The organism is Halopseudomonas pachastrellae, assembly GCF_900114765.1.
GTDB lineage: Bacteria > Pseudomonadota > Gammaproteobacteria > Pseudomonadales > Pseudomonadaceae > Halopseudomonas > Halopseudomonas pachastrellae.
This window is the reverse complement of sequence record NZ_FOUD01000019.1, coordinates 1-18013: the sequence shown is the minus strand read 5'-3', so window position 1 is coordinate 18013 and position 18013 is coordinate 1. Positions and strand designations below refer to the sequence as shown.

The window sequence follows — 18013 nt, the reverse complement described above, 5'->3', positions numbered from 1 at the left end:
ACGCGGGCGGCAGGCGCCTTTTTTGTTGCCTGAAAAACGCACAACAACCATTGGCAGCGGCCCGCCGGGCCGCGTTATCACCAACATGGATGCCATCCCGTGCTGAAACCGGTATTCGATAAACTGGGGCTGGATGCAGAGGGTCTGCAGCAGCGCCTTCATTTTCTGGACTGGACTGCCGCCGATGGTGACCGGCTGCGGCGCGTGGGGCCTTTTGGGCGGCGACTCAGCAACGACTTTGTTGATGCGCTCTATCAGCGGCTTGGGCAGTACCCGGAAACCCGCGCCATTCTGCGCGGCGACGGGCTGGTCGAGCGTCTCAAGCGCAGCCAGCAGGGCTACTACGACCGCCTGTTCAGCGGCACCCTTGATCAGAGCTATCTGGAAGAGCGGGTGCGCATCGGCCATATCCACGAGCAGGTTGGCGTTGAGCTGAAGTGGTATCTGGGCGCCTATCGGCTCTACCTCAGCCAGTTACTGAAGGGCTGGTTTGACGGCCTGAGTGTCGAGCAGCAGTCCCGGCTGACAGATTTTGACAGCCTGTTGAAGATCGTTTTCTTTGACATGAGCCTGGCTGCCGATGCGTACATTGATGCTGAGCATCGCGCACTGGAGGCCAGTGAGGCGCGCTACGCCCATGCTTTGCGTGGCGCCAACGACGGCATCTGGGACTGGGATCTGCAACAGGATCAGCTCTATGTGTCCGCGCGCTGGGCGAGCATGCTGGGGTTGGCGCAGGATCAGGTTGGAGCGCGCTCGATGCACTGGTTTGAGCGGGTGCATCCGGATGATCAGGCCGATCTGCAGGCCGCTATTGAGCAGCACCTGCAGGGGCGCTCGCCCTGGATTCGTCATGAATACCGCCTGCGTCGCAGTGACGGCAGCTACCTGTGGGTGCTGACCCGGGGCGTGGTTGAGGTCGACTTGTCCGGGCGCCGGCGGCTGGCCGGTTCGCAGACCGATATCAGCGAGCGCCAGCGCTTTCAGCGCGAACTGGAGCATGCCGCCCGGCATGACCCGTTGACCGGACTGATCAATCGGCACCAACTCAATATCCAGTTGCAGCGCACGGCCTCACAACTGAGCCGGCCCGGCGCGCGCCATGCGGCCTTGCTGTTCATCGATCTGGATCGTTTCAAACTGATCAATGACAGCCTCGGGCATGCCGCCGGTGATCGGGTTCTGCTGCTGGTTGCCGAGCGGCTGCGCAGCTGCCTGCGGCCCGGGGATCAACTGGCCCGTTTCGGCGGCGATGAGTTTGTCATGTTGCTGGATGATCTGGCCTGCGCCGAGGATGCAGAAACGGTCGCAACCCGGGCACTTGCCGCGTTGCGCGAACCGCTGTGTTTCGGCGAGCGTTGCCTGGTGGTCAGCGCCAGTATTGGTGTTGCGCCGCTGCTGCCCGGGCAGGGGCTGGAGGATGCCCTGCAGGCCGCCGACCTGGCGCTTTACAGTGCCAAGGAGTCGGGTAAGGCGCGCTTCGAGCGATTCGATCAGTCGATGCAGCAGCGGGCACGTCAGCGCCTCAAGCTGGAAAGCAACGTGCTGCAGGCGCTGCAGCGTGACGAGTTTACGCTTCATTACCAGCCGATTTTCGATCTGAACGCCCCAAACCAGCCGCCGGTGGCGGTCGAAGTGTTGTTGCGCTGGTCCCATGACGGTGAATCGGTCTCACCTGCCGCCTTTATTCCGGTGCTCGAGGAGTCGGGGGAGATTGTCTCGGTCGGCTACTGGGTGTTGGAGCAGGCGTGCAGACAGGCTCAACGCTGGCAGCAAGAAGGAGCCGGGCCATTGCGTTGCTCGGTCAACCTGTCGGGTCGGCAGCTGCAGGAAGCGGACTTCGTCCAGCGCCTGCGTGAGTTTCTCCAGGTCACGGGTTATGCGCCCGACAGTCTGGTACTGGAAATTACCGAAAGCCTGCTGATCGATCACGATCCACGGGTGCTGGCCAGCCTGCGCGAGCTTGCCGATATGGGCGTGCGTATTGCCCTGGATGACTTCGGGACCGGCTACTGCTCGCTTGGTTACCTCAATCGTTTTCCGCTTCACATCATCAAGCTGGACCGCAGCTTTCTGCACGAGACCCACGAAAACCCCCGGCAATTCACTATCTGCAGGGCGATCATCGCGCTTAGCCGCAGTCTTGGATTGGCGGTGGTTGCCGAGGGCATTGAGCACCTCAGCCAGGTTGATCTGATGCTGCAGGAAGGGTGCACCCTGGGGCAGGGTTTCAAGCTGGGCTTTCCCATGTGTGCCGATGACCTGAGAGGTCTGCTTTTTCCCTGATGTTCACCACTGCGCCGCGAGGAGTATATGAAGGTAAATTTACCGATCACCGACAGCGAGGTCTGTTTGCAGGATGGCGATAACCTGCTGACAACGACAGACCTCAAGGGTGCCGTCACCTACGCCAACGCAACATTCGAGCGCATTAGCGGCTATTCGCAAGCCGAGCTCGTGGGGCGAAACCACAACATCATCCGTCATCCGCATATGCCGCCCGAGGCATTCAAACAGCTGTGGGACTGCCTGAAGGCAGGTAAAAGCTGGATGGGGCTGGTAAAAAATCGCTGTAAAAATGGTGATTACTACTGGGTCAGTGCCTATGTGACACCGGTGCGTGAGAACGGCCGGGTGGTTGAGTATCAATCGGTTCGCACGCGTGCGTCGGATGAGCGAGTAGCCGCTGCCGAGCGCTGTTATGCCGCTTTGCTGCAGGGCAAGGTGCCGCGTGCGTTGCGGCGTCCGGCGCTTTCACTGTTTGCCCGATTGGCGTTGGGCAGTGCCGCAATGCTCTGTGCGGCGGGTGTCATCCTCGCCTCGTCTGGCGCGTCTCTGCCGGAACTGGCGCTGACCCTGTCCGGCGGCTATGCGCTGTTGTTGACCGGCCTCTGGCACCAGTTGGGGCCGCTGCGTGCGCTGACACGTCGGGCACGGGCGATCGCTGACAACCCCCTGGGTCAGCTGCTTTATACCGGGCGCCGGGACGAGCTGGGTCAGATTGCCTTTGCCTTTGACATGCAGGAGGCAGAGGCCTCTGCGCTGGTTGGGCGCATGAGCGATGCGGCGCAGCGACTGGCCCAGCAAAGCCGGGATATGGTCGGCGCGGTGAAACGCAGCAGTCAGGCCAGCAGCGAGTTGCAGGCGGAGACTGAGCAGGTTGCTGCTGCGGTCGAGCAGATGGCGGTCAGTGTTCAGGAGGTGGCACGTAACGCCCAGCAGGCGGCCGAGGATGCCAGAGGGGTAGAGCGCAGTGCCAGTGATGGTCATCGGGTAGCCAGCTCCACCAGTGAACGAATGGCGATGCTGACCGCCTCGATTACCGAATCCGGCGATCGGCTGAAGGCGCTGGCCAGCCAGAGCGAACAGATATCTGCCGTGCTGGAGGTCATCAACGGTATTGCCGAGCAAACCAACCTGCTGGCGCTGAACGCGGCAATCGAGGCGGCGCGGGCCGGTGAGCAGGGGCGCGGGTTTGCAGTGGTCGCCGATGAGGTGCGTGCGCTGGCGGCGCGTACCCAGCAATCGACCGCCACCATTCGGCAGTCGATTGAGGGGTTGCAGCAGGGTAGTCAGGCCGCGGTCAGTGCAATGCAGGAGAGTCTGCAGCAGGTTGATCTGTGCGCCGCGGGTGTCAGTGAAGCCACCGAGGCGCTGGATGGCATCGACGGGCTGGTCAGCGGTATCAGTCAGGCCAGCGCTCAGATTGCCGCGGCGGTGGAGCAGCAAAGCAGTGTCAGTGACGAAATCAGCCGCAGTTTGCAGCGTATCCGGCTAGGCAGCGTGACCAACCTGGAGGCAATGGCCGAAAACGACGAGCATGCTGCCGAGCTGATGACGCTGGTGCAGCGACTGGAAGGGCTGGCCGGCGAGTTCTGGCAGGCGCACCGCGCCCGCTCAGACATCTCCCCAGAGGTGCTGAAGCATGGTCAGCGCAACCACCGGCGCGGTCTCGGTTCGCAGCACCCGCGGGCCGAAACGGGCAGCGTGGAACCCCGCCTGCTCAGCCTGCGCGATCTCGCCAGCGCTGAGACCGCCCTCCGGGCCGATCAGCAGGGCGGCTGACTCTGGCGCCGGCAGGCTTTGCAGGTCCTGCTCGGTGCGGTGGTGCAGGACCAGCCTGACGTCGACCTGCAGCGCGGACAGCCAGTCATGCAATGCCATTGGCGGATGGATCACCGGAACGCTGCTGCGGCCGCACTGCTCGCAGGCACTGACGGCGATCTGCTGCCAATGAGCCTGGCGCTTGTCGGCGCGCTCGCCCTGCAGCTTGACTTCGCAGCGCTCGGTAAACAGCGGGGTGATTTCGCTGACGCCCAGCTCGACCGCCTTCTGAATGGCCCAGTCCATGCGCTCGCCACGGGACAACGCTTGCCCGAGGTGGGTGTGCAGCGGCGACTCGGGTGTACCGGCCACCGGTTGCTGCAGGGTTATGGTCACGTCGCGCTTGCTCACCGCGCTGACTTCGCCCGGCCATTCCTGACCGCTGCCGTTGAAGATCTGCACGGGCGCGCCGGGCGCCAGACGCAGCACTCGGCCGATATAGTGGGCAACGTCGCCGTCGAGAATGACCTCGCCTGCGCTCAGCGGGCGATCCAGATAAAAGCGCGATACCCGCATGGCGTCAGTCCCGGGTGGCCAGCTGGATGCCTTCCCAGGCGACACTGGCCAGATGGTCGATCTGCTCCGGCGTAATCACATAGGGCGGCATGAAGTACACCACGCTGCCGAGCGGGCGCAGCATGGCCTGGTTTTTCAGGGCGTGCTGATAGACGCGGATGCCGCGGCGCTCCTGCCAGGGGTAGGCCTCTTTTGTCGCTTTGTCTTTCACCATCTCGATGGCCAGTACCATGCCGGTCTGGCGGACTTCGGCTACGTGCGGGTGGTCGACAAAATGCGCGGTGGCCTTGGCCATGTGCGCCGACAGCGCTTTGTTGGCCTCGATCACGTTGTCGCGCTCCAGTAGGTCCAGCGTTGCCAGCGCAGCAGCGCAGGCCAGCGGGTTGCCGGTGTAGCTGTGCGAGTGCAGGAAGGCGCGCATGCTCTCGTAATCGTCGTAGAAGGCCTGGTAAATGGTGTCGTTGGTCATGCACACCGCCATCGGCAGGTAGCCGGCGGTCAGCGCCTTGGACAGGCAGAGAAAGTCCGGTGCAATGTCGGCCTGCTCACAGGCAAACAGGCTGCCGGTGCGGCCAAAGCCGACGGCAATCTCGTCGTGGATCAGGTGCACGCCATAGCGGTCGCAGGCTTCGCGCAGCAGCTTGAGGTACACCGGGTGATACATGCGCATTCCGCCAGCACACTGGATGAGCGGCTCGACGATCACGGCGGCCACTTCCTCATGGTTGTCGGCCAGCGCCTGTTCCATGTGCGCAAACATCTGCCGGCTGTGTTCCTCCCAGCTGACGCCGTTTTCGCGGTAGTAGCAGTCAGGGGAGGGGACGGTAATCACGTCCATCAGCAGCGGCTGATAGGTTTCCTTGTAGAGCGCGACATCTCCCACCGCCAGCGCTGCCAGGGTTTCGCCGTGGTAGCTGTTGGACAGGGTGATAAAGCGCTTTTTCTGCGGCTTGCCGGTGTTGAGCCAGTAATGAAAGCTCATTTTCAGCGCCACTTCGATACAGGAGGAGCCGTTGTCAGCGTAGAAGCAGCGGGTCAGTGGCGCTGGTGTCATCTGCACCAGACGCTCGGACAGCTCGACCACCGGCGGATGGCTGAAGCCGGCCAGAATCACGTGCTCCAGGGTGTCGAGTTGCTGTTTGACGCGTTCGTTGATGTAGGGGTTGGCGTGGCCGAGAATGTTGACCCACCAGGAGCTGACCGCGTCCATGTAGCGGTTGCCCTCAAAGTCGTGCAGCCAGATGCCCTCACCGCGCTGGATCGGGATGACCGGCATGTGCTCGTGGTCTTTCATCTGGGTGCAGGGATGCCAGAGCACGGAAATGTCGCGCTGCATCCAGTCGTTGTTTAAACCCATGTTTCAGCTCCTCCAGAAGTGGCCCGGTGAGCGATTGTACATGAGCGTCCGGCTGGCTGCAGAAACCGGCCGGCCTGCACCGCGCAGCGACGGGGCGTACTCTGTGCGTCAGTGCCTGCCGGCTGCGAGAGGCGGTCAGCGGGTGCCGTAGACCACCATGGTCTTGCCCTTGACCTCAATTAGACCCTGTTCTTCCAGGCTCTTCAGTACCCGGCCCACCATCTCCCGCGAGCAGCCAACGATACGGCCTATCTCCTGGCGGGTGATCTTGATCTGCATGCCGTCGGGGTGGGTCATGGCGTCGGGTTGCTTGCACAGTTCCAGCAGGGTGCCGGCAACGCGGCCAGTGACATCCAGAAACGCCAGGTCGCCCACCTTGCGGGTGGTCTTGCGCAGGCGCTCGGCCATTTGCCGGCCGACGGCGTAGAGCAGCTCGGGGTCGCGCTGGGTCAGTTCACGGAACTTGGCATAGCTGACTTCGGCGACTTCGCATTCAGTCTTGGCGCGCACCCAGGCGCTGCGGTCATGCTGGGCCGGTGTCAGGTCGAACAGACCCATTTCGCCAAAGAAGTCACCCTGATTGAGGTAGGCGATGATCATTTCGCGGCCCTGCTCGTCCTCGATCAGGATGGTGACCGAGCCCTTGACGATGTAGAACAGGCTGTCCGAGCTGTCGCCTGCGTGGATCAGCGTGCTGCGCGCCGCAAAACGGCGGCGATGGCAGTGGGCAAGAAATGCATCGATGTTTTTTATTTTAGGAGTCAGGTTGATTGAAACCATTAAAAGCGTGTCCTGGCCGTCAGTGCGCCTGCGGGTAATGCGGCGCTTCCGTATAAGCCTCAGCGTGAGACCAAACAGGATTATGTCCAGTTTTTACCATCCTGACCAGTGTGGGTAACTGTCGCATGTGCCTGTGGTATTCTCCCGGCCTTCGAGCGATTTTGCGGCGGGAGCAATAAATGAAAGCAACGATCAAGTGGGTCGATGGGGTCATGTTTCTGGGTGAGTCCGGTAGCGGCCATACCGTTGTCATGGATGGCCCGCCGGAGGCCGGCGGCCGCAACATGGGCATTCGCCCGATGGAAACCGTGCTGGTTGGCCTGGGTGGTTGCGCCAGCTTTGATGTGGTCAGCATCCTGAAAAAGGCCCGCCAGGACATTCGCGACGTGCACACCGAGCTGGCGGCCGAACGTGCTGATGTCGAGCCCAAGGTCTTCACCAAGATCCACCTGCACTTTGTTGTGACCGGCAAGAACCTGAAGGAAGCGCACGTCAAGCGGGCGGTTGAGCTGTCTGCCGAGAAGTATTGCTCGGCTTCCATTCTGATGGGCCGCGCTGGTGTTGAAGTAACCCACGATTACGAGATCGTCGAAATCGATTGAGACGCTGCCGTTGGCGTCCTCGGTCAGCCGTTTGGCTGGCCCGGCCCTTGGCAGCAGCAGACTGACCGCTACTATCCAGACTCCGATAACAAAATACAGGGAGTTGTCATGCGCGTGTTCATGTTGCTGGCCAAGCTGATGATGCTGGCGTTCTGGCTGACGGTGATCCTCAGCCTGCTGGGATTGGTCGAGGTGCCCAATCCGCAGCGTCTGCATCTGATTGCCCTGATCGTGCTGGGCGTGCACGTGGTGGAATGCCTGCTGATGTATCGCAAGCTGAAAAAGCTTGGCTCAACCGGTCTGCACCTGTTGCAGGTGATGGTGTTCGGGGTGTTGCACCTGCGCCACCCCGATACCGTGCGGGCAATCAATCAGGCCTTGTAGGTGGCCTTGGTCATCACCTTGGAGAGCAGCGCCATGGCCTGCATGACCGGCGGCGGAAAGACCGAACCGCCGGCCTCCAGCGCCGCGTGACCATGCTCGATCTCGTCTTCACGCATCTGCTCCAGAATCGCGCGTGACTTGATATCTTCCTCCGGCAGCTGGTTCAGGTGGTCATCGAGGTGACGCTCGACCAGTTGCTCGGTGGCGGCAACAAAGCCCAGGCTGATGCGATCGCTGATCAGCCCTGCCGCCGCACCCATCCCGAAAGACATGCCGTAGAACAGCGGGTTGAAGACACTGGTATGGCTGCCCAGCTCCCCCAGCCGCTGCTCGCACCAGGCCAGATGGTCGATCTCTTCGGCGGCGGCGTGCTCCATCTTTTCGCGTACCTCCGGCAGCTTGGCCGTCAGCGCCTGGCCCTGATACAAGGCCTGGGCGCAGACCTCACCGGTGTGATTGATGCGCATCAGGCCGGCGATATGACGGCGCTCCTCGGCATCCAGCGGGACGTTGGCCAGATGCTGCGCCGGGGACGGACGCTGCGCCTGGGCTGCGCCGGGCACCAGAGTGCGCAGCGACTGATCGGCCTGATTCAGCAGGCGGTCGATAAAGCTGTAGTGGCGTGTGCTCATATTTGCTCCGGCGTCAGAGTGGGGCGCTGCGTGGTCTCAGCCCGGCGGCCAGGTCAGCTGGCGCTGGCCGAGTACATGCAGGTGGATATGGTAGACCGTCTGGCCGCCCATTTCGTTGCAGTTGAATACGGTGCGAAAGCCCGTTTCACAACCCAGCTCATTGGCCAGTTTCTGCGCGACATAGACCATGTGGCCGACCACGGCGCGATCATCTTCGGTGACATCATTGAGGGTGGCGATGTGCTTTTTCGGGATCACCAGAAAGTGAACGGGCGCCTGCGGATTGATATCGTGAAAGGCGAATACTTGGTCATCTTCGTATATCTTCTTGGACGGAATCTTTCCGTCGATGATCTTGCAGAACAGACAATCCACGCTGCACTCCTTGGTTCGCTGGGTGGGCGGCAGGACACCGCGGTGTTTGCCAGTGTACCGCAGGCGATTGGATTGGCACTATCGGGACGTGGCGCAGCAGGATGGCTGCGCGGTAAAGGAGGCGTGGGTTGAAAAACGATATTCATGATCTGGGGCTGGTGCTGGACTCGCGGGTGCGCTTGGTCATCATCGAGTCCTGGCAGGAGCCGCGAGTACTGGAAACCATCGGCTCGTTGGCGGTGCAGCGGGCGCAGACCTGGTACACCTGGAATCATCTGGACGGGCTCAGCCGGCTTGGCTTTGGCACCGACGTGGACGATGAGCAGGACACCCGCGACCCGGAAATCGCACTGGAGACCGTGCGCCGCAGCAAGGAGGACGCGCTCTACGTCTTTTGCGACTTGCACCCCTTCCTCGACTCGCCGCGTATTGTCCGGCAGCTGAAAAGCCTGGCGATGAGCAATGATCTCAGTGCACCAACGCTGATTCTGGTCAGCCATGCCGTGACCCTGCCGCAGGAACTCACGCGGCTGTCGGCGCGCCTGCAGCTGAACATGCCCAGTGACGAAGAGCTGGGGGCTATCGTGCGTGAGGAGGCGGTGCGCTGGAGCGCTGCCAACAAGGGCGAGCGAGTACGAACCGACAACCGCACGCTGCAGCAGGTAGTACGCAACCTGCGCGGCACCACGCACGACGAAGCACGTCGTCTGGCGCGTAACCTGATCATTGATGACGGCGCCATCGACCAGAGCGATCTGCCGGCCCTGAACAAGGCCAAGTTCGAACTGCTGGGGATGGACGGCGTGCTGCATTTTGAGCAGCAGACCGCGCGTTTTGGTGATGTTGGCGGGCTGCAGCGCCTGAAAGACTGGCTGGCTGAGCGCCAGAGCGCCTTTACCGAGGCCGATCTGGCTCAGGACCGCCCCCGCGGGGTGCTGCTGGTCGGGGTGCAGGGCGCCGGCAAGAGCCTGGCGGCCAAGGCGGTGGCCGGCCTGTGGGGGCTGCCCTTGCTGCGCCTGGATATGGCCGGGCTCTATAACAAGTACATCGGCGAGACGGAAAAGAACCTGCGCGATGCGCTGCAAATGGCCGAGGCGCTGGAGCCCTGTGTGCTCTGGATTGACGAGATCGAAAAGGGCGTGGCGGCGGATCAGAGCGACAGCGGCGTATCCCGGCGCATGCTCGGCACGCTGCTGACCTGGATGGCCGAGCGACAGTCGCGGGTGTTTCTGGTGGCTACCGCCAATGACGTCAGCCAGCTGCCGCCGGAGCTGATTCGCAAGGGGCGTGTCGACGAGCTGTTCTTTGTCGACCTGCCGGATGAGGCCGTTCGCGCGGATATCTTCGGTATCCATCTGGCCAAGCGCGGGCTCGATGCCAGTCAGTTTGACCTGCAGCAGCTGGCGCAGGCCAGCGAGGGCTTTTCCGGGGCGGAGATCGAGCAGGCGGTGGTGTCGGCCGTGTACGCCAATGCTGCCGGTGACGGTCGTCTCAGCGGTGTGCACATTCTCAATGCCATCAGCCGCACGGCGCCGCTGTCGGTGGTCATGGCCGAGAAGCTGCAGGCCCTGCGCCTGTGGGCGCAGGACCGGGCGGTGCGGGCGGACTAGAAGGGTTTGACCACAACCAGAATCACGATGCCGACCAGCGCGAGCACCGGCGCTTCGTTGAACCAGCGGTAGTAGACGTGGGAGCGGGTGTTGGCGTCTTCGGCAAAGCGTTTGCGAATGCCCCCGCACATGTGGTGGTACACCACCAGCAGGGCGACGAGGGTCAGCTTGGCGTGCATCCAGCCCTGGCTGAGCCAGGCGGGTGAGAGGTAGAGCATCCAGCCGCCAAGCAGCAGAGCGACCACCATCGACGGGTTCATGATGCCGCGCAGCAGTTTGCGCTCCATGATCTTGAAGCGCTCGCGGCTGACATCGTCTTCGGCCTGGGCGTGGTAGACGAACAGACGCGGTAGATAGAACAGGCCGGCAAACCAGGTAATCACGGCCATGATGTGAAAGGCTTTTATCCAGAGGTACACACGAGTCTCCTGTTGGCGCGCTGGCGCCGGGCCAGTGCTGGTAATTTCTGTCAGCGCTTTTATCATAGGGGACCAAGCGGCGTCAGCTACGCTGCTGTCGCACCCATTGTTCAAACAAGACTCAGAGAATCAGGACGTAATGATGATCAAAGTAGGCATTGTAGGCGGAACCGGCTACACCGGTGTTGAGTTGCTGCGGCTGCTGGCCCAGCACCCCGAAGCGCATGTCGAGGTCATTACGTCGCGATCCGAGGAAGGGCTCTGTGTCGCCGATATGTATCCCAACCTGCGTGGTCACTATGACTACCTGCGCTTCAGCGTGCCGGATGTCGCCGCCCTGGGCGCCTGCGACGTGGTGTTCTTTGCCACGCCGCATGGTGTTGCCCATTCGCTGGCCGGTGAACTGCTGGCCACCGGGGTGAAAATTATCGATCTGTCGGCGGACTTCCGGCTGCGTGATGCCGAGGAGTGGAGCCGCTGGTATCACCAGCCGCACGGCGCGCCGGAGCTGTTGGGTGAAGCGGTATACGGTTTGCCTGAGGTCAACCGTGAAGCCATTCGCGGCGCTCGCCTGATTGCCGTGCCCGGCTGCTACCCGACCGCCACCCAGCTCGGTTTTATCCCGCTGCTCGAGGCGGGTCTGGCCGACCCGGCGCGCCTGGTTGCCGATTGTAAATCTGGCGTCAGCGGTGCCGGACGTGGCGCCAGCGTGCCCTCGCTGTTCTGTGAGGCGACCGAGAGCATGAAGGCCTACGGTGTGGCCGGTCACCGTCATCTGCCGGAAATTCGCCAGGGCTTGCAGCTCGCTGCGGGTCAGCCGGTCGGGCTTACCTTTGTACCGCATCTGACGCCGATGATTCGTGGCATTCATGCCTCGCTCTACGCGACTGTGGCCGACACCAGTGTGGATCTGCAGGCGCTGTTCGAGCAGCGCTACGCTGATGAGCCCTTTGTTGACGTAATGCCGGCCGGCAGCCATCCGGAAACGCGCAGCGTGCGTGGTGCCAATGTCTGTCGTATTGCGGTGCATCGTCCGCAGGGCGGCGATACCGTGGTGGTGCTGTCGGTCATCGATAACCTGACCAAGGGCGCGTCGGGTCAGGCGGTACAGAATATGAACATCCTGTTTGGTCTGGATGAACGCGCCGGTCTGGCGCAGCCGGCACTGATGCCCTGATGACCGAGTTGAAGCGGCCCCGACCCCAGTCGTATCGGGACCATCACGTCAGCATCACGCCGCGTGAGAGTCGCGCGCGTCAGCGCTGGCGGCGGGCAGTACTGATCATGCTGCTGACAGCCATACCGGTCAGCGCGTGGCTTGGTCGCGAGTCGGCCCTGCGCAGTCTGGCGCCGCTTAGCCAGGAGCGGGACCTGCTGGTTGAGCAGCAGCAACAGTTGATGCGAGAGCTGGAAGAGCAGCGCCAGCGCTATCACCAGATGGAGGTTGATCTGCTGGTAGCGCGCGAGTCGGTAACCGAGGGCCAGGAGGTCATCAGCGACCTGGAGGCGCAGTTGTTCCGCCAGCAGCAGAGCCTGGCGCAGTATCAGGGCGTGCTGGCGCCTAGCGCCATGACGCCCGGTTTGCGCGTGCAGGCATTTGAATTGCATGCGACAGACGATCCGCAGGTGTTTGCCTACAAGGTGATGGTCAGCCGGGTAGGCGATGAAAGCGAGATGCTGGAAGCCAGCCTTGACTTGGAGGTCAGTGGTGAGCGCGATGGCAAGGCCGAGACCCTGACGCTGGCCGACCTAGGGCCCGAGGTGGAGGCGGATGCTCTGGCACTGAACTTCCGCTATTTTCAGGTGGTGCCGGCACGCAGTGAGCAGGCCAGGTTGAGCCTGCCGGAAGGGTTCGTGCCGCAGCAGATCACACTGACTGCTCGCCATGGGGGGGAGACCCTGGTTGAGCAGTCTTTTGAATGGACAGTCACAGGAGCAGCGCCCTGATGTGGGGATCGGAAAAGCAGAAGAAGGCGGATATCGGCCGGTTTAGCGGCAAAACCACCATCATCGCCCAGGATGCCGAACTGATCGGGGATTTGCGCTTTATCGGCGCGGTGCAGGTCGATGGTCGCGTTGTTGGCAACATCGACGCGCAGGACGGCCTGGTGCGTATCAGCGAGCACGGCTGCGTCGAGGGTAGCATCAAGGCGCCCCACGTGGTGATCAATGGCCAGGTGTGTGGTGATGTGCAGGCGCTGGAACACCTGGAGCTGGACGCCAAGGCACGCATCAGCGGCGATCTGCACTACCGCTCCATGGAAATGGTCATGGGCGCGCAGATCAGTGGACAGCTCAACTGCATGACAGAAAACGCCGCGCTTTTGACCTTCACTGACACCGCCCAAGACAGCGTCGGCAGTCATAATAGTTGACCAAAAACCTCGGAGAAACGGATAATGGCCGCCCTGTTGTGCTGCGGCCCTGGCCGTCGGAGGTTGTATGTCGAGTCCTGAAGTCTATATTCCCACCCCGCTCATCTTCAGCGATAACGCTGTCAGTAAGGTGCGTTCGCTGATTGACGAAGAGGGTAATGATCAGTTGAGTCTGCGGGTGTTCGTCACCGGCGGCGGCTGCTCGGGCTTTCAGTACGGTTTTACCTTCGATGATGAACTGGCTGAAGACGATACCGTTGTCGAGCGCGATGGCGTGCGGCTGATCGTTGACCCGATGAGCTTCCAGTATCTGGCCGGTTCTGAGGTGGATTACCAGGAAGGTCTGGAAGGTTCGCGCTTCGTCATCAACAACCCCAACGCCAGCACCACCTGCGGCTGCGGGTCATCCTTCTCGATCTGATCAGGCTGGGTAGAGCGCGCCCAGAATGCGCTCGCCCTTCGCGCCGGTGACGCTGGGCAGATTGCCGGCCAGGCGTTGTTCAAAGCGCCATGCCAGCCAGGCAAAGGCCATCGCTTCCATCCAATCCGGGTCCACACCCAGCGCCTGCGTCGAGGCGACCTGCCGAGCAGGCAGTTGCTGCTGCAGCAACTCCATCAGGTGCGCGTTGCGCGCGCCGCCCCCACAGACATAAAGCTCACGTGTTTCCGCTGCCGCCTGCTGCAGGCTCTCGGCAATGGTGGTGGCCGTCAGCATAGCCAGCGTGGCCTGCACGTCAGCTGCCGCCACGCCCGGTACATGTTGAAGATGCACTGACAGCCAGGCTTCGTGGAAGTACTCCCGCCCCGTGCTCTTGGGTCCGGTGCGGGCAAAGTAGGGGTCGGCCAGCATGCGCTGCAGCAAGGCATCATGCACCTGCCCCTTTTGCGCCCAGCTGCCGTTCTCATCGTAGGGCGTGCCGATATGGCGCAGCGCCCAGTTATCCATCAGTGCATTCCCCGGCCCGGAGTCGAAACCCGATGGGCTTTGGCCCGGTTTCAGTACCGTCAGATTGGCAAAGCCGCCGATATTGACCAGCGTGCGGGTGTGTTCATCACTGCTCAGTAGCCAGTGATGAAAGGCTGGAACCAGAGGGGCGCCCTCGCCTCCGGCGGCCAGGTCGCGGCTGCGGAAGTCGGCTATCACATTGATGCCGGTCAGCTCTGCGAGCAGCGACGGGTTGCCAATCTGCAGGCTGAAACCCTGGTCTGGGTGATGCCTCACGGTCTGCCCATGGCTGCCGATGGCACTTACCTGCTCGGGGCTGACTTGATGCTGCTGGAGTAGCTGGTTGACTCCGCTTGCGGCCAGGTGGGCCCAGGCGTTACCGGCGATGCCGGCCAGGTACAGCTCATCGCTGCCAGGGCTGCACAGGTCCAGCAATTGCTGGCGCAGGTCGTGGGGAAAGGGGATGCAAAGCGCGCCCAGGCAGTCTGCCTGGTGCGCGTCGGTAAAGCGGGAGAGGGCGATGTCGATACCATCCAGGCTGGTGCCTGACATGATACCGACATGCAGTTGCTGCATCAGGGTTCCAGCGCTGCGAGCTGGGTGGCGCGGTTCTGATCCATGGCGGCCATCAGCTTCTGGCTGCTGGCCAGGAAGGCCGTGCGCTCGCTGGCCGGAATCGGGTCGGACGCGGGCAGCTGTACGCTGAGCGGATCAACATGGCGACCGTCTACGCGGAACTCGTAGTGCAAGTGCGGGCCGGTGGCCAGGCCGGTCATGCCGACATAGCCGATGATCTGGCCCTGGGTTACGTTGCTGCCAGCGCGAACGCCATTGGCAAAGCGGCTCATGTGGCCATACAGGGTCTGGTATTTGCGACCGTGCTGAATGACCACGGCATTGCCGTATCCACCCTTGCGGCCAGCGGAGACGACGCGGCCGTCACCGGTTGCCTTGATCGGCGTGCCGGTCGCAGCTGCGTAGTCGACACCTTTGTGTGCGCGAATGCGGTTGAGTACCGGATGCAGGCGGCCCGGATTGAAGCGGGAGCTGATGCGGGCGAAGTCAACCGGCGTGCGGATGAAGGCCTTGCGCATGCTGGTGCCGTCGGCGCGGTAGTAGCTGGCGTAGCCGTTGCTGTCGGTGTAGCGCACTGCGGTAAACGTCTTGCCGCGGTTGGTAAAGCGCGCAGCCAGAATGTTGTTGTTGCCAACACTCTTGTCGCCTACGTGCAGCTCTTCAAACAGTACCTCGAAGCTGTCGCCTTGGCGGATATCGCGGGCAAAGTCCACGTCGTAGCCAAAGATGTTGGCCATCTGCATGGTCAGGTTGTGATTGAGGCCAGCGTTTTGGGCGGCGAGAAACAGCGAGGAGTTGATGGTGCCATGGACATAGCGTTCACGAACGTCGGGTTCGATGACGTCCTTATTAAAAACGAAGCCGTCGCTCGTTCGCTCGACGCGAATGCTCTCCAGGTCGTTGAGCTTGGAGCGCATGGCCAGCAGCTGGCCGTCGGCATCGGTCTGGTACTCAAGGACCTGGCCCACATTCAGTCGGGTAAAGCGACGTGCCTGTTCACTGCTATTGAGGATTGCGTGCAGCGTGCTGGCGCCAAGGTCCGCTCGGTCGAACAGGGTAGAGAGCGTATCTCCGCTGGCTACGGTCAGTTGTTGCCATTGGGGTTCGGTCGGCGCTGCCGGTTCAACCGCGACAATCGGTTCGCCTTTCGCGGCATTGGTTGCCTGTCTGGCAATGTCCAGCGGCTTGGGCAGTGTGACTGCGTCGCTGACCAGTGCGTCTAGTTGTTCAGGCGATTGGGCCAGTGACGCGTCGGCGTCAGCGGCATCAGATTCTGGGGTTTGAAGCTCAAGCTGAACGAAGGTCTTCTTGGCTTCTACATCGGTAGTGGGGACAACGAGCAGGATGATGCTCAGCGCTGCGGCGATTCCACTGGCGGCCACGAGGTGGCTTTTGGGGTATCGCGGTGACTTTTTATCTGGAGATCCCATAAGCGCTCTTGTGTAGAAGTATTCTAGATAAAGTGGACTAACTTCCTAAATTATAATTGAAAAGCGCGCGTGGCAAGTTTTTGCTCGTCCCGTCCGTCAGATTTCCACCGTCAATTCTTGTTAAGCGCCTGCCGCCTGGCCCAGCTTGTAATTGATAGGCAATGTTGTATGGTTTGTTCCCCGGTTTACCCACCCACCTAAAATCTACAGGAATCCTGGACGTATGAAGTCGGTTGACGAGCAGTTGGCGCTGATCAAGCGCGGTGCGGATGAAATTCTGGTTGAGAGCGAATTGCGCGCCAAGCTTGAGCGCGGCACGCCCCTGCGCATCAAGGCTGGCTTCGATCCGACGGCACCTGATCTGCACCTCGGTCACACCGTGCTGATCAACAAGCTGCGTCAATTCCAGGATCTCGGTCACCAGGTGTTGTTCCTTATAGGGGACTTCACCGGCATGATCGGTGACCCCTCCGGCAAGAACGTCACGCGTCAGCCTCTGACGCGCGAGCAGGTACTGGCCAATGCCGAGACCTATAAAGAGCAGGTGTTCAAAATTCTTGATCCAACCAAGACGCAGGTGATGTTCAACTCCACCTGGATGGACAAGATGACGTCAGCCGACATGATCCAGTTGGCGGGCAAGTACACCGTGGCGCGTATGCTGGAGCGCGACGACTTTGACAAGCGCTATAAAGGTGGTCAGTCGATTGCTGTGCACGAGTTTCTTTATCCGCTGGTCCAGGGCTATGACTCGGTCGCCATGCAGGCGGATGTGGAGCTGGGTGGTACCGATCAGAAGTTCAACCTGCTGATGGGGCGAGAGCTGCAGCGTCAGTACGGGCAGGAGCCTCAGGTCATTCTGACCATGCCGATCCTGGAAGGGTTGGACGGTGTGAAGAAGATGTCCAAGTCGTTGAATAACTATATCGGTATCAACGACGCCCCGGGCGAGATGTACAACAAGCTGGTCTCCATGCCCGACAGCCTGATGTGGCGCTACTTCGAGCTGCTCAGCTTCTGCAGTATGGAAGAGATTGAGCAGTTCAAGCGTGATATCGAAGATGGCGCCAACCCGCGTGATATCAAGATCAAGCTCGCCGAGGAGCTGGTCGCACGCTTCCACGGTGAAGAAGCCGCCGCCAATGCTCACCGCTCTGCCGGTAACCGTCTGAAGGATGGCGAGCTGCCCGATGACCTGCCTGAAGTAGATATTGAGGCCGATGGTGAGCTGCCGGTATCCGCGGTGCTCAACCGTGCAGGCATGACAAAGAATGCGGCAGCTGCACGCGACCTGCTCAATGCAGGCTCGGTCAAGGTTGATGGCGTCGTGGTAGATCGTGATTTCGTGTTCCAGCCAGGCGTTGCCTACGTCTGCCAGGCGGGCAAAAAGAAATTTGCACGCATTGTGTTGAAAAAGGTTTGACGCGCCTGCTGAAGTCTCTATAATTCGCCTCCTTGTCGGGCGGGACGCCTCAGGTAAAGCGCTTATCAATCAATAAGTTAGCTTAATTCTGAGGCTTGACAGTCCGGCAAGATGGCGTAGAATGCGCCGCCTCGAAAGGGTTGTTCGAAAGACGCCATTTTGAGTGGGATGAGACGTTCTCATCAGGTTGTTTGGAAGGTGTTGACAGCGGGGTTTGATCCTGTAGAATGCGCCTCCCTGACCCGGAAAGCGAAAGCATCTTCGGGTCGCTCAAGCGGGTTTTGAAGCGGTTAAAAACTTCAAAAAAATGCTTGACGGAACATGAGGTTAGCGTAGAATGCTCGGCCTTGGTTAGGCGGAAACGCTGACCGAATCGCTCTTTAACAATTTGAATCAAGTAATTCGTGTGGGTGCTTGCTGAATGTGCTCGATGATCAAAAAGATTATCAGCCTAGCAAGTAACTTCGTGAATTCACGAGTTTTT

At 61.2% G+C, this 18013-nt stretch carries 17 protein-coding genes and 1 pseudogene; 10 read left to right on the top strand and 8 right to left on the bottom strand.

What is annotated here, in order from left to right; all coding sequences use genetic code 11:
- Positions 1-99 precede the first annotated feature (99 nt).
- Together BM116_RS14595 and BM116_RS14590 are read left to right on the top strand one after the other, a co-directional pair.
- Positions 100-2286 carry a putative bifunctional diguanylate cyclase/phosphodiesterase gene (locus BM116_RS14595; protein WP_083728085.1) on the top strand — a complete coding sequence of 729 codons (2187 nt, stop codon included), beginning with the start codon at positions 100-102 and terminating at the stop codon, positions 2284-2286.
- A 27-nt stretch (positions 2287-2313) separates the two neighbouring features.
- Positions 2314-3759: pseudogene (locus tag BM116_RS14590) on the top strand (methyl-accepting chemotaxis protein); the annotation flags it as partial.
- Positions 3760-3897: 138 nt separating this feature from the next.
- On the opposite strand, the gene BM116_RS14585 reads toward BM116_RS14590, so the two are convergent.
- The 3 genes from BM116_RS14585 to crp form a co-directional block, all read right to left on the bottom strand.
- On the bottom strand, positions 3898-4620 hold the full coding sequence (locus tag BM116_RS14585; RefSeq protein ID WP_083728084.1) for a 16S rRNA (uracil(1498)-N(3))-methyltransferase: 723 nt from the start codon (positions 4618-4620) through the stop codon (positions 3898-3900).
- 4 nt (positions 4621-4624) lie between these two features.
- A complete protein-coding gene (locus BM116_RS14580) occupies positions 4625-5977 on the bottom strand; it encodes an adenosylmethionine--8-amino-7-oxononanoate transaminase (RefSeq protein ID WP_083728083.1) in 1353 nt (450 codons plus the stop codon).
- Between the two features lie 135 nt (positions 5978-6112).
- Positions 6113-6757, bottom strand: coding sequence for a cAMP-activated global transcriptional regulator CRP (crp, locus tag BM116_RS14575; RefSeq protein ID WP_083728082.1), 645 nt, complete (start codon positions 6755-6757; stop codon positions 6113-6115).
- Between the two features lie 179 nt (positions 6758-6936).
- Between crp and BM116_RS14570 the strand changes: the two genes are divergently transcribed.
- Positions 6937-7359 carry an OsmC family protein gene (locus BM116_RS14570; RefSeq protein ID WP_083728081.1) on the top strand — a complete coding sequence of 141 codons (423 nt, stop codon included), beginning with the start codon at positions 6937-6939 and terminating at the stop codon, positions 7357-7359.
- A 108-nt stretch (positions 7360-7467) separates the two neighbouring features.
- Positions 7468-7743, top strand: coding sequence for a DUF1145 domain-containing protein (locus tag BM116_RS14565; RefSeq protein WP_083728080.1), 276 nt, complete (start codon positions 7468-7470; stop codon positions 7741-7743).
- Here the strand turns inward: BM116_RS14565 and coq7 are convergent.
- Both coq7 and BM116_RS14555 read right to left on the bottom strand, forming a co-directional pair.
- A complete protein-coding gene (gene coq7, locus BM116_RS14560) occupies positions 7731-8375 on the bottom strand; it encodes a 2-polyprenyl-3-methyl-6-methoxy-1,4-benzoquinone monooxygenase (protein WP_083728079.1) in 645 nt (214 codons plus the stop codon). The genes BM116_RS14565 and coq7 overlap by 13 nt on opposite strands.
- A gap of 36 nt (positions 8376-8411) precedes the next feature.
- The gene (locus BM116_RS14555; RefSeq protein ID WP_083728078.1) at positions 8412-8750 is read right to left on the bottom strand and encodes a histidine triad nucleotide-binding protein; all 339 of its coding nucleotides are present in this window, start codon (positions 8748-8750) and stop codon (positions 8412-8414) included.
- Positions 8751-8878: 128 nt separating this feature from the next.
- On the opposite strand from BM116_RS14555, the gene BM116_RS14550 reads away from it, so the two are divergent.
- Positions 8879-10360, top strand: a complete 1482-nt coding sequence (locus BM116_RS14550) for an AAA family ATPase (protein WP_083728077.1) — start codon at positions 8879-8881, stop codon at positions 10358-10360.
- Here the strand turns inward: BM116_RS14550 and hemJ are convergent.
- Complete coding sequence (hemJ, locus tag BM116_RS14545) at positions 10357-10779, bottom strand: protoporphyrinogen oxidase HemJ (protein ID WP_268874575.1); 423 nt, start codon at positions 10777-10779, stop codon at positions 10357-10359. The two genes, BM116_RS14550 and hemJ, sit on opposite strands and share 4 nt — an antisense overlap.
- Positions 10780-10921: 142 nt before the next feature.
- Here hemJ and argC point away from each other — a divergent pair, with 142 nt between their 5' ends.
- The 4 genes from argC to erpA all read left to right on the top strand — a co-directional run bounded on the left by argC (position 10922) and on the right by erpA (position 13575).
- Positions 10922-11956, top strand: a complete 1035-nt coding sequence (gene argC / locus BM116_RS14540; protein WP_083728075.1) for an N-acetyl-gamma-glutamyl-phosphate reductase — start codon at positions 10922-10924, stop codon at positions 11954-11956.
- The gene (locus tag BM116_RS14535) at positions 11956-12726 is read left to right on the top strand and encodes a DUF6776 family protein (RefSeq protein WP_083728074.1); all 771 of its coding nucleotides are present in this window, start codon (positions 11956-11958) and stop codon (positions 12724-12726) included. Before argC ends, BM116_RS14535 begins: the two co-directional genes overlap by 1 nt.
- On the top strand, positions 12726-13154 hold the full coding sequence (locus tag BM116_RS14530) for a bactofilin family protein (protein WP_083728073.1): 429 nt from the start codon (positions 12726-12728) through the stop codon (positions 13152-13154). Before BM116_RS14535 ends, BM116_RS14530 begins: the two co-directional genes overlap by 1 nt.
- A gap of 67 nt (positions 13155-13221) precedes the next feature.
- A complete protein-coding gene (gene erpA, locus BM116_RS14525; RefSeq protein ID WP_083728072.1) occupies positions 13222-13575 on the top strand; it encodes an iron-sulfur cluster insertion protein ErpA in 354 nt (117 codons plus the stop codon).
- On the opposite strand, the gene BM116_RS14520 is transcribed toward erpA, so the two are convergent.
- Both BM116_RS14520 and BM116_RS14515 read right to left on the bottom strand, forming a co-directional pair.
- Positions 13576-14676, bottom strand: a complete 1101-nt coding sequence (locus BM116_RS14520) for an anhydro-N-acetylmuramic acid kinase (protein WP_083728071.1) — start codon at positions 14674-14676, stop codon at positions 13576-13578.
- Positions 14676-16106, bottom strand: a complete 1431-nt coding sequence (locus tag BM116_RS14515) for a peptidoglycan DD-metalloendopeptidase family protein (protein ID WP_083728070.1) — start codon at positions 16104-16106, stop codon at positions 14676-14678. Before BM116_RS14515 ends, BM116_RS14520 begins: the two co-directional genes overlap by 1 nt.
- Before the next feature lie 223 nt (positions 16107-16329).
- On the opposite strand from BM116_RS14515, the gene tyrS reads away from it, so the two are divergent.
- Positions 16330-17529, top strand: a complete 1200-nt coding sequence (tyrS, locus tag BM116_RS14510) for a tyrosine--tRNA ligase (RefSeq protein WP_083728069.1) — start codon at positions 16330-16332, stop codon at positions 17527-17529.
- The last annotated feature ends 484 nt before the right edge of the window (positions 17530-18013 follow it).

Excerpts from the sequence above, each read along its gene's own strand:
- BM116_RS14580 (WP_083728083.1), bottom strand. The coding sequence starts at position 5,977 with ATGGGTTTAAACAACGACTGGATGCAGCGCGACATTTCCGTGCTCTGG.
- BM116_RS14585 (WP_083728084.1), bottom strand. The coding sequence starts at position 4,620 with ATGCGGGTATCGCGCTTTTATCTGGATCGCCCGCTGAGCGCAGGCGAG.
- argC (WP_083728075.1), top strand. The coding sequence starts at position 10,922 with ATGATCAAAGTAGGCATTGTAGGCGGAACCGGCTACACCGGTGTTGAG.
- BM116_RS14535 (WP_083728074.1), top strand. The coding sequence starts at position 11,956 with ATGACCGAGTTGAAGCGGCCCCGACCCCAGTCGTATCGGGACCATCAC.
- BM116_RS14515 (WP_083728070.1), bottom strand. The coding sequence starts at position 16,106 with ATGGGATCTCCAGATAAAAAGTCACCGCGATACCCCAAAAGCCACCTC.
- BM116_RS14520 (WP_083728071.1), bottom strand. The coding sequence starts at position 14,676 with ATGCAGCAACTGCATGTCGGTATCATGTCAGGCACCAGCCTGGATGGT.
- BM116_RS14570 (WP_083728081.1), top strand. The coding sequence starts at position 6,937 with ATGAAAGCAACGATCAAGTGGGTCGATGGGGTCATGTTTCTGGGTGAG.
- coq7 (WP_083728079.1), bottom strand. The coding sequence starts at position 8,375 with ATGAGCACACGCCACTACAGCTTTATCGACCGCCTGCTGAATCAGGCC.
- erpA (WP_083728072.1), top strand. The coding sequence starts at position 13,222 with ATGTCGAGTCCTGAAGTCTATATTCCCACCCCGCTCATCTTCAGCGAT.
- BM116_RS14530 (WP_083728073.1), top strand. The coding sequence starts at position 12,726 with ATGTGGGGATCGGAAAAGCAGAAGAAGGCGGATATCGGCCGGTTTAGC.
- crp (WP_083728082.1), bottom strand. The coding sequence starts at position 6,757 with ATGGTTTCAATCAACCTGACTCCTAAAATAAAAAACATCGATGCATTT.
- tyrS (WP_083728069.1), top strand. The coding sequence starts at position 16,330 with ATGAAGTCGGTTGACGAGCAGTTGGCGCTGATCAAGCGCGGTGCGGAT.
- BM116_RS14565 (WP_083728080.1), top strand. The coding sequence starts at position 7,468 with ATGCGCGTGTTCATGTTGCTGGCCAAGCTGATGATGCTGGCGTTCTGG.